Below are 15,046 nucleotides of genomic sequence, written 5' to 3' on the forward strand. Positions count from 1 at the left end.
TGCGCGGTTTCGGAAGTATTATTTTCCGTTTTCCGACGAATTATCCGAAAGCTGCGGCCCGCTTCCGCCCGCTGCCGCGCCGCTGTAATCGCTCACCCGCCCGAGCAGGTTGCCGCCCAGATCATCAATATAGGCATAGCGTTCGGGTACGGTGCCGACGATCACCGTATCCGTCACCGGATAGCTGGTCACAATCTCGCGGTCCTCGCCGCCGAACGGGGTCAGGATGCGGAATCCCGCATGAATCTCAATGATGATATTATGCCGCGTCTGGTTAATCCCCGCCGAGGAAAACGCACTGATGAACTCCGCCGACATCTGCGTCAGCCCCGCCATGCCGATATCCACGCTCGGCCCCATGCCGGTAAAATAATTGGGGGCGAACACCGTACCCAGCGGCACCTCGATGGTTGTCTGCTCCAGGTCCTCCAGCCGTTCAAACAGGCCGTTGACAAGCCGCGCCTTGATCTGGCCGATCGCGATCACATCCGTCCGAAGCGCCGTGACATGGTTTTCGCTGTCCCGTTCCAGCACGACCATATTTTCATACGTCTCGGGGTCGTCAAACACTTCGTCCTGCATCAGGTTGTTGATTTCCTGCAGCGCACTGTCCTCGCATACATTGGTGGCGTATTCCATGAACACCCGATGCATCCGCATGGTTACCAGCACGCCAAGCACCGCCGCAACCGCCAGCAGCAACAGCAGCGCAGCTCTTCTCCCTTTTTTCCGGTATCTGCGCCGGTGCATCCACACGCCCCCTTTTTAGCGCCAGTATATGTGGCAGAGGAACAAAAAAGAAGTGAGAAGCTATTTTATAACGCTTCTCACTTTCGTTTTATGCAGTCAGAAACAGATAGAAGTAAAACAAGACGATACTTACAATAATCGCGCCACCTGCAATCAATATTGCCTTTTTCATATAGAAACTCCTATTGATCGACAAATTTAATTTGATATTCCTTCAAATCATATTCGTTTCCAAAAAATGCAGTCAAAATCTTTTCCGCATTTCTTCTTGCGTTTTCAAAGAGTCCATTTGCAACTGCATCCTCCTCGGCTCGTTGTTGTAATGTCTTGAGTGCTTCGTTATTCTCATCCATCGAAATCTGACGAAAGATACTTTCAGATTCATGATAGATTTTAAACGATTCCAAGTCAACCGTACTGCTTGTAATCTCTACCGCTGGTAATCGCACTTCAATTACTTTATTATGTTCAGACCATTCGATGTCTGCAAAATTGAACCCTGCCTTAATTTCTACGTCATAGCTATATATGTATTTGCTTTGCGTAAATGGAATCGTGATCCCATAAAAATCCCGCGAAGCCTCAATCGTATTCACTTCTGTACAACTAACAGACTGCGTTGCCAATTCTCCAATATCCTCAAAACCGATTTTAGTTGTTTTGCTTTCCGAAAAAAACAAGTTTCTCCAGCCAATCACTGCCATGATCGCTATTACAATAACTGCAATCAAAATCATAAGTTTAGGTAACAACCATTTTTTCAACAGCTTTTGAGGTTGTGCTACCTGCTCATTATCTTTTTTCATAGGTATTCCCCCGCAATATAAGATTGTCGAAATATGTCGATTTTTGATACATTTTATTATATCATTTTTCATCATTATTTCCATTATATTTTACTAATTTGTAAAATACTTTTATCCAAAAAAAGAAGCACCCTGCGGGTGCTTCTTTGCATCTGGGGGAATTATTCCTCGTCTTCGCCCTCATCCTCGCCTGTGAGCAGCGCGCGGATGGACAGGGAAACCTTTTTCTTCTCATCGTTGATGTCGATGATCTTGGCCTCGACCTGCTGGCCGACCTCGAGCACATCCTCCGGCTTTGCGATGCGGTGGTCCGCAATCTGGGAGATGTGGATCAGCCCGTCAACGCCCGGAACGATTTCCGCGAACGCGCCGAACGGCATGAACTTGAGGATCTTGACGTCCGCTACATCGCCCACACCGTACTTGGACTTGAATACATTCCACGGGTTATCCTCTTCGCGCTTGTAGCCGAGAGAGATCTTCTTGTTGTCCTTGTCCAGGCCGATCACGAACACCTTGACCTTATCGCCCACATTGACGACCTCGGACGGGTGCTTGATACGGCCCCAGGACAGCTCGGAAATATGAACCATACCGTCCACGCCGCCGATATCGACAAACGCGCCGTAAGAGGTCAGGCTCTTGACCGTACCCTCATACTCGTTGCCGACCTCGATGGTGCTCCAGATCTGCTCGGCCGCCGCCTTGCGGGCTTCCTGCTGGATCTGGCGGATCGAGCCGACCACGCGCTTGCGCTGGCGGTTGATCTCCGTGATATAGAAAGACTGCTTGGTCTTTACCAGCTGGCTCATCGGCTGATCCTTCGGGATGCCGGTCTGGCTGGCCGGAATGAACACACGCACGCCGTAAGCGGTCGCAACCACGCCGCCGCGGTTCTCCTCGATGATGATGCCCTCAACGACCGAATGCTCTTCATACGCCTTTTCCACGGTCTCCCAGCCCTTGAGCTGGTCAACGCGCTTCTTGGACAGGGTCACGGTGCCTTCGCCGTCGTTGACGCGCACGACTACCGCCTCGATCTCATCGCCGGGGTGGATGTTTGCGGCTGCGTCGTAGTTCGGGTCGTCCGACAGCTCGCTCAGCGGGATATACGCAGTATGCTTTACGCCAAGGTCGACCTGTACGTCGGTCGAGGATACAGCGACTACGGTACCGGTGACTTTCTCTCCTGTATTCAAGGTTTTGAAGGACTCTTCGAGCATTGCCGCAAAGTCCTCACCATTTTCGATTTTCGTTTCTTCGCTCATCATGTTACTGACCTCCTTAATTATCCATGCCGGTGTCGATGCCCCAGCCGTGATCCCGACGCGCCCATTCCTCCGGAGCCCCTGCGTTGTAAGCTCCGCGGCATCCTCGATATAAAGCACATTGTTGCACAGCGTGCGGCTGATCTCGTACAGCCGCTTTGTGTTGGAACTTTTTTTATCGCCGATCACGATCATCTGATCCGACGCACCGGCAAGCAGACGAGCCTCCGACTGACGCTCATCCGTCGCTTTACATATTGTATCAAAAATTTTGAGGTTTGTACACCTTTTTTTTATCAAACCGACTGAAATATTCCAAAGATTCCGATTGACGGTCGTTTGCGCGACAACAGCCAGCGGTCTTTCCGTCGAATCCGGCCGGTCCAAATAGGCCCGCACCTGCGCTTCGTTCTCGAGTACGTCCGAGCCGCCGCACCATCCCTGGATGCCGACAACCTCGGGATGGCCTGCGCTTCCCAGGATGAGGATATGGCGTCCCTCGCGGCTCTGTTCGTCCACAATGCGGTGTATTTTCTGCACAAACGGGCAGGTCGCGTCAAACACCTCGCAGTTTTTCTCCTGCAGCGTTTGATATACCCGCCGCGGCACGCCATGCGCGCGGATCAGGACTTTTGCCCCGTCCGGTATTTCCTGCAGCGTGTGGGCGGTGCGCACCCCCTGGCGCTCCAGCCGCGCGATCTCATGCATATTGTGGATGATTTCGCCATACGCGTAAATAACGCCGTTTGCCTGCGCCTGCCGCTCGGCCAGCTCGACCGCGCGCCGCACGCCGAAGCAGAAGCCGGCTGTTTTTGCTACTGTAATGCTCATATCTGTTTTTTCAGGGCATAGATGCGGTGCAGAATATCGTCCGCAATCGCGCCGTAATCCTTTTCCTTTCCGTCCGGCAGGAACGGCTTGCCGATTATAACCGTTGCCCGGCAGCGGAAGCCTTTGTTTTCCGAGATATACATGGGCAGGATCGGCGCGCGCGTTTTGACCGCCAGCATCGCCGCGCCCTTTTTGGCGTCTCCCTCGGACGCGCCGCGCGTACCCTGCGGGAAGATGATCAGCTTCTGCCCCGCGCGGACCGAACCGAGCGCGGTCTTGATCGCATCGATATCCACGCCGCCGCGGTCGATCGGGAACGCGCCGAGCGCCGCGATCAGCCAGGCAAACAGAGGCTTGCGGAACAGCTCCTTTTTCGCCATCAGACGCAGCGGCGTCCTATGCCCCAGGGCCACCGCCGCGAACGGCGGGTCGGAAAGCTGCACATGGTTCGGGCAGACGACACAGCCGCCCTTCGGAATGTTTTCCCGCCCGATGACCTTAAAGCCGAAATAAATATGAAATGCCAGCGCCACAAAGGGAACCGCGAACCATTGGAACCAGCGGTGATATTTCTGTTTCATGTATTATCTCTCCGTCTTTTCCCAAATTATCCGCAGAACCGCGGCAATGCTCTGCTCCAAATCGAGCGCGCTCGTGTCGAGCAGGACCGCGTCGTCCGCCTGACGAAGCGGGGCGACCGCGCGCATCGTATCCTGCCGGTCGCGCGCCTGTATGTCCGCCAGCACACCCTCGAGCGTCACCTGCTGTCCTTTTTCCTTCAGCTCGCGGTAGCGGCGCTCCGCCCGCGTTTCCGCGGAGGCGGTCAGGAATATTTTCACCGGAGCGTCCGGCAGGATCACCGTGCCGATATCGCGTCCGTCCATCAGGATATTGCTGTTTTTTGCCATATCCCGCTGTACATCCAGCAAAAAACGCCGTACCTCCGGCACGGCCGAGACCTTTGACGCATATTGCGCGATTTCCGGCGTACGGATCGCTTCGGATACGTCCTCTCCGTTGAGCAGCACATGCTGCACACCGTCCTGATAAACCAGCGAAATATCCACCGCCGGCAGGGCCGCAATGATCCCCGCCGTATCCTCGCCCGCAATTCCCCTGCGGCGCACGGCCAGGCCGACCGCACGGTACATCGCGCCGGTATCCACATAAACATATCCCATCCGCGCCGCCGCAGCCCGCGCGACCGTGGATTTCCCCGCGCCGGATGGCCCGTCTATCGCAACCGAAATGTATTCCATATGTCCCTCCTACTGCCGCGCCGCCGACAGGCCGGCCAGCCGTCCGGTCGACCACGCGATCTGTAAATTGAAGCCGCCCGTATAAGCGTCCACATCGAGTACCTCTCCCGCGAAATACAGCCCGGGCAGCTTTTTGGATTCCATGGTTTTGGGGTCTACTTCGCGGACCGATACGCCGCCCGAGGTCACGATCGCCTCCGCGACCGGCCGCTTGCCGGACACCACAACCAGAAAATGCTTTAATGTGTGCAGCAATGCCGCGCGCTGCTGCCTGGTGATGCCGTTTACCTTGGCATGCGGGTCGATCTGGGACAGCCGCACGACCGCCGGAATCAGCTTGCGGGGCAGCAGCCCGCCCAGTGCGTTGATGAAATCGCTGTTTTTATGCGCCCCGAAATCGGACAGCAGACGCTTATCCAGCGTCTTTTCATCCAGCGCCGGCTTGAGGTCGATCTCGATATGATAGCCCTTGCTGCCAAAGTGCCTCATATGCGCAGAAGCGGAAAGGATCAGCGGGCCGGACAGGCCGAAATGCGTAAACAGCATCTCCCCGAATTCCGACCAGATCCTTTTGTTGTCCTCAAACACTGTCACCTGCACATTGCGCAGGCTGAGCCCCATCAGCTCCTCACAGCCGCCCGGCGTCACCAGCGGCACCAGCGAGGGATTGGGCGGCACGACCGTATGCCCCGCCTGCTTTGCAAAGCGGTAGCCGTCTCCGGTCGAACCGGTCTGCGGATAGGATACCCCTCCGGTTGCGACGATCACACGGTCGGCCGGATAGAACGCGCCGCCCGCCTGCACACCCGTGAGCCTGCCCGCCTCAATGACGAGCCGATCCGCAGCCGTATGCTTTATTATAACTCCCACACGTTTAATCCATGTAAAAAGTGCGTCAATAATATCCGCGGCCTTGTCCGACACCGGAAAAACGCGGTTTCCCCGCTCGGTCTTGAGCGGCACGCCGTGGGAGGTGAAAAACGCCATCACATCCTCTGGGGAAAAGCCGCCGAGCGCGGAATACAGGAAACGCGGGTTGACCGGAACGTTCTGCAAAACCGTCTGGATATCGCAGTTATTGCAGACATTGCAGCGTCCCTTTCCCGTGATGAACAGCTTGCGGCCGACCTTTTCATTTGTTTCCAGCAGCGTCACCCGCGCGCCGTTTTCAGCCGCCGTACCCGCCGCCATCAGGCCCGCCGCACCGCCGCCGATTACCACTATGTTCAATTCGCGTCGTCCTCCGGCTTTTCATATACGTCGTATTCTTCCCAGATGCGTTCCAGCCTGTTGAACGTCTGCTCGATCTCCCCCCGCCGGCTCATGCCGACCGCGACGATCAGCGCGTTGATGACCGACAGCGGCGCGACCAGAGAATCAACAAAGCTCGCCATATCGCTGCGCGCCAGCAGCACATGATCCGCCACCCGCGCCAGCGGCGACAGGTGCGAGTCCGTCAGCGCGACCACCCGCGCGCCGCGGTCGCCCGCATACCGCATGGCGCTCAGTGTGCGCTTGGAATAGCGTGGAAAGCTGATGCCCAGCAGCACATCCCCTGGGCCGACCCGCAGGATCTGCTCAAATATTTCGCTGACGCTGTTGGTATGGACCAGCGTGACATTTTCAAACAGCAGGTTAAAGTAAAACCCGACAAAATTGGCAAGCGCGCTCGCGGAGCGCACGCCTAAAATGTAGATCCGTTTCGCGCCGGTCAGCGCGTCGACCGCCCCCTGGAACGCATCGCGGTCGATCTCGTCCAGCGTCATGCGAATCATATCCATATCCGCGTGAAGAACGGTCTGCAGCACGTCGCGGCCGCCCATGCGGTCGCTGGAAACCTCCATGCGCTGCACCGAAGTCAGCTTGTTTCGTATCATCTCCTGCAGGGCGCGCTGCAGATGCGGATATCCATCGTATCCCAGCTCGGTCGCGAAGCGCACCACGGTGGACTCGCTCACGCCGACGGTAGCGCCGAGCCGGCTGGCTGTCATAAAGGCGGCCTTGTCATAGTGCTCCAGGATGAAGCGCGCGATCTGCTTCTGTCCTTTGGAAAAATCCGGCAATTCATTTTGAATCTTGTTGATCAGATCGTTCATGACATTCACTCCTGCATTATCGCCTGCTTTTGCCGTTATTATTGTAAGCGGTTTGCCGCAGAAATGCAAGATATTTTGCATCAATCCTGCAAAATTGCACCCAAGCCCCGCAAATAGGCGACCTCCTCCGGCGTCAGCTCACGCCACGCCCCAGCCTTGAGCGCCGGATCGAGCGGCAGCTCGCCCACCGCCACCCGTTTCAGCCTTCGTACCTCCAGGCCGCACTGCTCGCACATTTTCCGGATCTGTCGGTTGCGCCCCTCATGAATCGTAAGGCGCAGCTTCGCGCTTTCACTGTCCTGCTCCAGAATGACGACCTGCGCGGGCCGGATTGCATACCCGTCTATCTCCATCGGCTCTTCCAGGCGCGGGATGTTATCCAGCCGGCCGCGCACGCGCACCTCGTAGTGCTTTTCGATCTCGTGCCGCGGATGCGTCAGCGCGTTGACCAGCGTCCCGTCGTTGGTCAGCAGCAGCAGTCCCTCCGAATTGTAATCCAGCCGGCCGACCGGCACCACGCGCGCACCGCAGCCCTGGGTCAGATCGGCCACGGTCCTGCGGCCCCGCTCGTCCTTGAGCGTTGTCACATAGCCGCGCGGCTTGTACAGCATCAGGTATTTCTTCTCCTCCGAAAGACCGACCGGCCTGCCATCTACCTGGATCCGGTCGCGCCGGATATCCGCCCGATCGCCCAGCGACGCCGCATGGCCGTTTACCGTCACCCGTCCGTCCAGTATCCATGTTTCCGCTTCGCGGCGCGAGCAAAGTCCGGCCTGCGCCAAAATTTTCTGCAGTCTCTCCTCCACAGTTGTCCTCCTATGCTGTCATTGGTCCTTTTCACCGAATATCCGGTCGAGTATCCGTTCGGTCAGGCTCTTTTCCTCCGGCGCCAGTATGGAGGCGCTGCCGTACAGCAGCGTATCCTTTGCCAGCGCCTTGTCGCCGATCCGGTATTCGATCTGTCCCGCCGCCGCGCTTTTGACAACCGGCGCATAGCAGATTTTATCGCCGTACCGCACGGCCTCAATCCGGTCCTTTTCCTCCGGCGTGACATAGGCTGTCAGCGTATGCTGCGCAACGAGCGGGACCGTATCCGCATCCCCGCCGAAAACGCGCTGCACCGCGACCTCCTCCCCCGCCTCATGGAGCGTAATCTCCTCATATTGGGCAAAGCCTGCGTCGAGCAGCTCTATATGATCGTTCCAGTCGTTTGGGTCATTCAGGGTAACCGCGATCAAAGTGCGTCCGTTCCGCTCCGCCGCGGACACCAGGCAGCGCCCCGCCGCCTTGGTGTAGCCTGTTTTGACGCCGATCGCGCCTTCATACATGCTGAGCAGGCGGTTATGGTTGCTCAACGTGCGCTGTCCCACCGTATAGCTCTGGGTCGATACGATCTGGCGGAACACCGGATCGCGCAGGGCGGCGGCCGTGATCTGTGCCAGCTCATGCGCGGTTGTATAATGCGTTTCGCTGGAAAGGCCGTTAGGGTTGTCGAAATGCGTATCCGTCAAACCAAGCTCGGCCGCTTTTGCATTCATTTTTTCTATAAACACGTCAAACCCGCCGCATTCGCCCGCGATTGCCACCGCCGCGTCATTGCCGGATTCCAGCATCAGCCCGTACAGCGTATCCCGCAGGGTCAGCGTTTCCCCTTCCTGCAGGTACATGGACGAGCCTTCGACTCGGGTATATTCCTTTTTCACCGTGTATTCCCGATCCAGGTCGCCCTCGCCCAATGCGACAAGGGCGGTCATGATCTTTGTTGTGGACGCCATCGGCAGGCGTGCGTCGCCATTCTGTTCCAGCAGCACCTCGCCGGTATCCGCGTCCATCACGACCGCGCTCTGCGCGCTGAGCGCCCGCGAATCGGGCAGCAGCAGCAAACAGAGCAGTATCCCGCACCACAGTTTCTTCATGTTCGCACATCTCCCCTGCAAAACAAAACCTACTCAGCATTCGTGTGAGTAGGTTTTGCGGGAAATGCGGCATTATTCGTCGGCTTCGGCCGTTCGGTCCATCTTTGGCCCTGCCTTTCCTTTGTAGCCCTCCACAAAGCTGGAAACCTTGTTAATCGCGCCCGGGATCATTTCGACCAGACGGTCGACCGTTGTCGAGGCCTGCGCGTTCACGCCGAGGATGTTGGCGCTGCCGTCCGTGCCGATAATCAGGAAGCAGACGGGCGATACCGTCACGCCCGCGCCGCCTCCGCCGCCAAAGGCCAGCGGCGCGCCCTGCGGCATATGCTTAGGCGCAAAATCGCTGCCGCCGGACGCAAAGCCGAACGTGACCTTGGAGACTGGAATCACGGTCGTGCCGTCCGCCGTGGTGATCGGCGTGCCGATAATGGTATTGACATCCACCATTTCCTTTATTTTCGCCATGGTTTCGGTCATCAGGTTGCTGATAGGATGCTCACTCATTTGTTATCGCCTCTTCTTTCTTTATCAATCGTTTATACAGACGGAAAAGCTCCCCTGCGTGCCGCAGCAGCACGAGCAGCAGGCGCAGCGGCCGCATGGAGCAAAACACAGTAAACGCCCATTCCGTATGGTCTGCCTCAAAATCCGCGTCCACATCGACGTGATACGCTTTCATTTCAAAAGTATTCTCCAAAAACGGTACAATCATGCCGGTCAACGCCGCGGACTGCCCCAAAAGGAGTCCGGTTTTTGCCGCGTCGTCCGTTCCAATCCGCACCCGCACGCGCAGCCGGCTGATGCGGAGCGTATCCGTCATTTCGCTCAGCAGCGTCAAGGCCAGTCCGGCCAGTTCACCGATATCCAGTTCCTCTCGCTGAAAAGAATACCGGTATTTGGATTTTTTCCGCTTTTTTTTGCGTTTTGCCGGCGCCGCGGCAGTCTGCGGCGGCGCTTCCTCTCGCTTCGGCGGCGGCCAGACAGGGATACGCGCCGGCCCGTACCGGATTTCTACGCTGACCTCCCCGTTCACGCCCACGGCCTCTATCCCTGTGCGGACGCAGAGCAGGAGGAGGCAGACGGTCAGCATCAGCAGGAGCAGCCCCAGCAGCACCGCCAAAATCCAAAGCAGCGCCGTCATATCCGCTTCACTCCGTTTCCTCCGGCCGCGCCTGCGTGGGCGGGGACGCTATCTGCAGTTGTCCCTCCAACGCGGCCTCAGGCTGCCGCCCGTCCAAATCCAGTTCCATTTGTTCGTTTTCCTCAAGCGATGGCAGCGCGGGCAGCTCGCTCAGGCTGCTGAGCGCGAACGTCCGCAGGAATATCTCGGTTGTGCGATACAGGATCGGCCGGCCGGGTACATCCATACGTCCGGCTTCTTCAATCAGGCCCTTTTCGGCCAGCCCCGCAACGGTGCCGCCCGAATCCACGCCGCGCAGCTGGTCGATGAACGCCCTTGTCACCGGCTGGCGGTATGCGACGATCGTCAGCACCTCCAGCGCGGCCGGAGACAGGGACGGCGGCTTGCGCGATTCGGTCACCCGACGGGCCGCGTCTGCATACAGCGGACGCGAACAGAGCTGCAGCTTGTCCTCCAGCCGCAGCAGCATCAGGCCCCTGTTTTCAAAATCATATAGGTTTTCCAGCGCTGCGGCGGCCTCAAGCACCGCGCCGCGCGGCGCTTCCAGCGCTGCGGCCAACCGGTCGACCGGCACAGCGTCCCCCGCGGCGAACAGCACGGCCTCCAGGCCGGCTTCGAGTTCGGTCATCAGACGTTACTCTCTCCTTTATCGTTTGTAAGCGTCAGCTCCATATCCTCTCCGTCGCCTTCCAGCAGGATGCGGCGGGTCTTGGACAGCTCAAGCACCGCCAGAAAGGTCGCGACGATCTCCGAGCGGTTTTTCGCATCGTCAAACAGCCTGCGGAACGGCACGCGGACCGACCGGATAAACCGCCGGAGGATCGCGGTGATCCGCGTTTCGACCGGCACAGGCTCCCGCCCGACAATGCCGGAAAACGCGCTCGCCGGCGGCGGTATCCGCCGCTGGGCTTTGCGCAGCATATTGTTGGCCGCCCGAACCAGATCGTTGACCGACTGGCGGTACTCTTTCGGCGCTTCCCCCAGGTTTTCCGGCGGCTTGACAAAGATGTCCCGCCCGATTTCCCCTTTTTCGCGGAAATACGGCGCGATTTCTTTCAGGCGCTGGTATTCCAGCAGCATCTCGACCAGTCCGGCACGGGGATCGTCCTCCTCGTCCTCCTCATGGCGCGGCAGCAGCATCTTCGACTTGATGTAAACCAGCTGCGCCGCCATCGCCACGAAATCCCCCGCGACGTCAAGGTCCATCGCCTCGGCCGCATGCAGGACCTCCATATACTGATCGAGTATCACCGCGATCGGGATGTCGTAAATACTGACCTTGTTTTTGGCGATCAAATGCAGCAATAAGTCGAGCGGGCCATCAAAATTCTCCAAATGAAAATCCATGACAGCACCCTGCTATAAAAACAGTCCGACAAACCGTGCCGCCAGGTTGATGACCGCACTGTCCGCCATCAGCATCAGCCCGTCCAGCCAGCCGAACCAGATTGCCGCAACAAACAGAAGCAGGATCGCGCTCTGGTATTTCTGCAGCTTGAGCGACCAGGAGAACGGCAGGAACGCGTCAACCACGCGCGACCCGTCCAGCGGATGAACCGGGATAAGGTTGAATACGCCGAGGCCCACTGACAAAACCGCCGTATAGCCCAAAAAGATCATCAGCACGAGCAGGAACGCCGCGATGCCGTTCGCGGCGATCTGTCCGGAGGTCAAAAGGGTCATCAGCACATAAACACCGTTTACGCCTAATGCAAAAACCTGCGTCCCCAGCAGGTATACCCCGATCGCCAGATACCCTGCAAACGCAAAAAACGCCGTGATGAAATTGGCTGCGGGGCCTGCGGCGGCGGTCAGCGCCATGCCCGCTTTCCTGTTTTCAAAGTTGGATATATTGACCGGCACGGGCCGCGCCCAGCCGAATCCAAACACCAGCAGGCATAAAAAACCGACCGGATCAATATGCGCCAGGGGCGAAAGCGTGACGCGGCCGGAATCGCGCGCCGTGCGGTCGCCCAGCAGATAGGCCATTCCCCCATGCGCGGCCTCATGCACGGTGAGGCATAAAACGACCGCGGGGAGCGACAACGCAAGCGTGATGATCGCGGCCTGCAGGTCTCCCCTGCGCAGAGCACTCCAAAGCAAACAAACTCCTCCAACTATTCAGGCGCCTGCGCTGCGGGCGCCTGATTTCATCATTTTAACCATTTTTCTGCTTCCTAACAGGGGCGGCAAAATAATTTTGACGCCGTTTTCCGGATAGCAAACCCTTGTATGTTTGGAATTATATCACAATACCGGCCAATTGTCATCCCTTTCTTATTTCCTGACAAAAAGGGCCGCAGAATGCTCTGCGGCCCTTTTTCCATCTATATCAGTTGAATGCCTTACGCGGCGCGGCTCGTGCCGCGGCCCTCCAGAAGCTCTACAGCGGCTTCCGCGTTTTTAACGCCATAGAAAACCAGCGCTTCCGCACGGTTCCGGTTCGTGGTGTTCTGACGGTCGATCATCGGATGGCACGCTCTCCAGCGGAGCTGCTTGCTGATCTCTTCAAACGCCTTGCTGCCCAGAACCACGCAGTCCTCGTTGGCCACGTCGCTGACAACCTTGTAATCGTCAATGTCGGACAGGTTCATGGAATAGAACGTCTTGGCGTCGAACTCCAGGATCGCACGCTGGTTGGTGATGTAGTACTTCTGACGCTTTACGCTGGCACGCTCAAAGGCCGGGGAGATAATGATTGCGGCGCCGATGACCAGCATACCGATTACAACGTTCATATTCCACTGGCTGTTCCGCGTAACATAAGCCGCAACCAGGCCGCCGATGATTACAACGGTCAGCAGCCAGGTGCGCAGCACGCGGGTCTTGTTGCCGTTTTCAATCAGCGGAAACGCCGCGGGCTCCCCCTGCCACAGTACGGTCTCGTTGTCCTGCAGATACTCTTGCAAATTTTTACTCATTAGAAACACTCCCTTTTTCATCTTGCACAGAATCCCTTTCTGTTGTCTTTATTATACCGCATAACCCCGTTCAACCGCTGCTAAGGTCGCGTTTCGATTTGTTAATCTTCCGCCAAACGGCAACTTTTTCCCGTTCAGATTTTGTAAAGGATATTAACAGATTTTTAACACCTTTTCTGCTATAATGTTTTTGTACCCAATTGATGATAGGGAGTGTCCCGTTTTGCAAAGCTCGAAGCATCGGAGTCCGCTTTTTTCCTTTTCCGCGCGCGATTTTGCGGTTACCGCGGGCATTTTGGCCTGCGCGGTCGAATTATGCGTTATTTTAAGCATTGCCGACAGCATCGACGGCTTTGCGTATCCGATTTTCGTCCTGGCCGTCCTGCTGGTTTCACGTTTGACGACCGGCTATATTTTCGGCATTCTGGCCGCACTGTTCAGCGTCATCGGCATCAACTATATTTTTACTTATCCATACTGGGCGTTCAACTTTACGCTGTCCGGCTATCCGCTGACGTTCCTGACCATGCTGTGCGTTTCGCTCATCACCTGTACGATGACCACCAAGCTCAAGCAGCAGGAGCGGATTCGAGCGGAAAGCGAAAAAGAGAAAATGCGCGCCAATCTGCTGCGCTCGGTTTCTCACGATATCCGCACGCCGCTGACATCGATCGTCGGCGTCACCTCCACCCTTCTGGAAACGCCCAACCTGCCGGTTGCCGAGCAGCGCCAGCTTCTGGAGGACGCCCGCGACGAAGCGCAGTGGCTGATCCGCGTGGTGGAGAACCTGCTCTCCATCACCCGCATCGGGGACGCGCGCGCCCAGATCACCAAACAGCCGGAGGTCGTGGAGGAAATCCTCGGCGAGGTCGTGCAGAAATTCCGCAAGCGGTTTCCCGATGTTTCCATCCGCGTTGCCGCGCCGAACGATCTCCTGTTTGTCCCCATGGACGCCATCCTGATCGAGCAGGTGCTGTCCAACCTTCTGGAAAACGCGGTGATCCACGGGGAGACGACGACAAATATTCTGCTTTCCGTGCATCAGGATGGCAAATACGCCTGTTTTTCCGTGCAGGACAACGGCAAAGGCATTCCCCCTAAGGAGCTGCCGACGTTGTTTGACGGCAGTATGAAACGCAACGAAACGCCCGCTGGAGACGGGAAACGCAATATGGGTCTGGGCCTGTCGGTCTGCATGGCGATCGTGCGCGCGCACAGCGGTACTATGGAAGCAAAAAATATGGGAGCGGGCGCGGAATTTTCTTTCCTGCTGCCGCTTTCCGAGGAGGAACCCAAATGAATATCCGAGAAAAAATCCTGATTGTGGAGGATGAAAAGAGCATTTCGCATTTTATTTCTACCATCCTCAATTCCAACGGCTACGAAACGATACAGGCCCGCACCGGCGCGGAGGCGATGTCCATGCTGTCCTCCCACTGTCCCGATCTGGTCATCCTGGACCTCGGCCTGCCGGACATGGACGGGCTGGAGGTGCTCAACAGCCTGCGTTCCTGGTCCAGCCTGCCGGTGGTGGTCGTTTCCGCCCGCTCGCATGAGCATGACAAAGTCGGCGCGCTCGACCTCGGCGCGGACGACTATCTGACCAAGCCCTTCGGCACAGCCGAGCTTCTGGCCCGTGTCCGCACGGCGATCCGCCACACCCGCACCACCTCGGACAACGACGAGATTGCCCAGCGCGGCACCTATACGGTCGGCGACCTGACCATCGACTACAACAAGCATCAGGTTCTGGTGCGAGGGGAAAACGTCCATTTGACGCTGAGCGAATTCCGCATCGTCGCCCTGCTTGGCAAGTACGCCGGCAAGGTGCTGACCTACGACTACATTATTAAGGAGCTGTGGGGTCCCCGCGCGGGCGGCGACAATCAGATCCTGCGCGTCAACATGGCGAACATCCGCCGCAAAATCGAAAAGAACCCCGCCGAGCCGGAATATCTGTTCACCGAGGTAGGCGTCGGCTATCGCCTCGCGGAAGGCGAATGAACCATACATACCATATATAAAGAGCGCTGCCCGCAGGCAGCGCTCTTTTCCTGT

At 57.4% G+C, this 15,046-nt stretch carries 17 protein-coding genes; 2 read left to right on the plus strand and 15 right to left on the minus strand.

What is annotated here, in order from left to right:
- Positions 1–18: 18 nt before the first annotated feature.
- From yunB to ACYQ3S_RS06345, 15 genes are all read right to left on the minus strand, one after another.
- Positions 19–750, minus strand: coding sequence for a sporulation protein YunB (yunB, locus tag ACYQ3S_RS06275; RefSeq protein WP_459687884.1), 732 nt, complete (start codon positions 748–750; stop codon positions 19–21).
- Positions 751–932: 182 nt separating this feature from the next.
- On the minus strand, positions 933–1,556 hold the full coding sequence (locus ACYQ3S_RS06280; RefSeq protein ID WP_459687885.1) for a DUF4230 domain-containing protein: 624 nt from the start codon (positions 1,554–1,556) through the stop codon (positions 933–935).
- A 161-nt stretch (positions 1,557–1,717) separates the two neighbouring features.
- On the minus strand, positions 1,718–3,655 hold the full coding sequence (locus ACYQ3S_RS06285) for a bifunctional 4-hydroxy-3-methylbut-2-enyl diphosphate reductase/30S ribosomal protein S1 (RefSeq protein WP_459687887.1): 1,938 nt from the start codon (positions 3,653–3,655) through the stop codon (positions 1,718–1,720).
- Entirely contained in the window at positions 3,652–4,236 is a 585-nt protein-coding gene (locus ACYQ3S_RS06290; RefSeq protein ID WP_459687889.1) for a lysophospholipid acyltransferase family protein, read from the minus strand. The genes ACYQ3S_RS06285 and ACYQ3S_RS06290 overlap by 4 nt, the downstream gene beginning before the upstream one ends.
- A gap of 3 nt (positions 4,237–4,239) precedes the next feature.
- Positions 4,240–4,914, minus strand: coding sequence for a (d)CMP kinase (cmk, locus tag ACYQ3S_RS06295; RefSeq protein WP_459687891.1), 675 nt, complete (start codon positions 4,912–4,914; stop codon positions 4,240–4,242).
- Between the two features lie 9 nt (positions 4,915–4,923).
- On the minus strand, positions 4,924–6,144 hold the full coding sequence (locus ACYQ3S_RS06300; protein ID WP_459687893.1) for a BaiN/RdsA family NAD(P)/FAD-dependent oxidoreductase: 1,221 nt from the start codon (positions 6,142–6,144) through the stop codon (positions 4,924–4,926).
- Positions 6,141–7,010, minus strand: coding sequence for a MurR/RpiR family transcriptional regulator (locus ACYQ3S_RS06305; RefSeq protein WP_054327653.1), 870 nt, complete (start codon positions 7,008–7,010; stop codon positions 6,141–6,143). Before ACYQ3S_RS06305 ends, ACYQ3S_RS06300 begins: the two co-directional genes overlap by 4 nt.
- Before the next feature lie 80 nt (positions 7,011–7,090).
- Positions 7,091–7,816, minus strand: a complete 726-nt coding sequence (locus ACYQ3S_RS06310) for a pseudouridine synthase (protein WP_459687895.1) — start codon at positions 7,814–7,816, stop codon at positions 7,091–7,093.
- Positions 7,817–7,834: 18 nt separating this feature from the next.
- A complete protein-coding gene (locus ACYQ3S_RS06315; protein WP_459687897.1) occupies positions 7,835–8,926 on the minus strand; it encodes a serine hydrolase in 1,092 nt (363 codons plus the stop codon).
- Between the two features lie 72 nt (positions 8,927–8,998).
- The gene (gene ytfJ / locus ACYQ3S_RS06320) at positions 8,999–9,430 is read right to left on the minus strand and encodes a GerW family sporulation protein (protein WP_459687899.1); all 432 of its coding nucleotides are present in this window, start codon (positions 9,428–9,430) and stop codon (positions 8,999–9,001) included.
- Positions 9,423–10,067 carry a DUF2953 domain-containing protein gene (locus ACYQ3S_RS06325; protein ID WP_459687901.1) on the minus strand — a complete coding sequence of 215 codons (645 nt, stop codon included), beginning with the start codon at positions 10,065–10,067 and terminating at the stop codon, positions 9,423–9,425. Before ACYQ3S_RS06325 ends, ytfJ begins: the two co-directional genes overlap by 8 nt.
- Before the next feature lie 7 nt (positions 10,068–10,074).
- Entirely contained in the window at positions 10,075–10,695 is a 621-nt protein-coding gene (gene scpB, locus ACYQ3S_RS06330; RefSeq protein WP_459687903.1) for an SMC-Scp complex subunit ScpB, read from the minus strand.
- Positions 10,695–11,414: a segregation and condensation protein A gene (locus ACYQ3S_RS06335; protein ID WP_459687904.1), complete on the minus strand. Its 720-nt coding sequence runs from the start codon at positions 11,412–11,414 to the stop codon at positions 10,695–10,697. Before ACYQ3S_RS06335 ends, scpB begins: the two co-directional genes overlap by 1 nt.
- A gap of 12 nt (positions 11,415–11,426) precedes the next feature.
- Positions 11,427–12,170, minus strand: a complete 744-nt coding sequence (locus tag ACYQ3S_RS06340; RefSeq protein ID WP_459687905.1) for a site-2 protease family protein — start codon at positions 12,168–12,170, stop codon at positions 11,427–11,429.
- Between the two features lie 242 nt (positions 12,171–12,412).
- Positions 12,413–12,988: a hypothetical protein gene (locus ACYQ3S_RS06345; RefSeq protein WP_459687907.1), complete on the minus strand. Its 576-nt coding sequence runs from the start codon at positions 12,986–12,988 to the stop codon at positions 12,413–12,415.
- A 223-nt stretch (positions 12,989–13,211) separates the two neighbouring features.
- On the opposite strand from ACYQ3S_RS06345, the gene ACYQ3S_RS06350 reads away from it, so the two are divergent.
- Both ACYQ3S_RS06350 and ACYQ3S_RS06355 read left to right on the plus strand, forming a co-directional pair.
- Complete coding sequence (locus ACYQ3S_RS06350; protein WP_459687909.1) at positions 13,212–14,288, plus strand: sensor histidine kinase; 1,077 nt, start codon at positions 13,212–13,214, stop codon at positions 14,286–14,288.
- Positions 14,285–14,992 carry a response regulator gene (locus tag ACYQ3S_RS06355; protein WP_054327664.1) on the plus strand — a complete coding sequence of 236 codons (708 nt, stop codon included), beginning with the start codon at positions 14,285–14,287 and terminating at the stop codon, positions 14,990–14,992. Before ACYQ3S_RS06350 ends, ACYQ3S_RS06355 begins: the two co-directional genes overlap by 4 nt.
- Positions 14,993–15,046: the final 54 nt, after the last annotated feature.

It is taken from the genome of Agathobaculum sp. TL06, assembly GCF_054658635.1.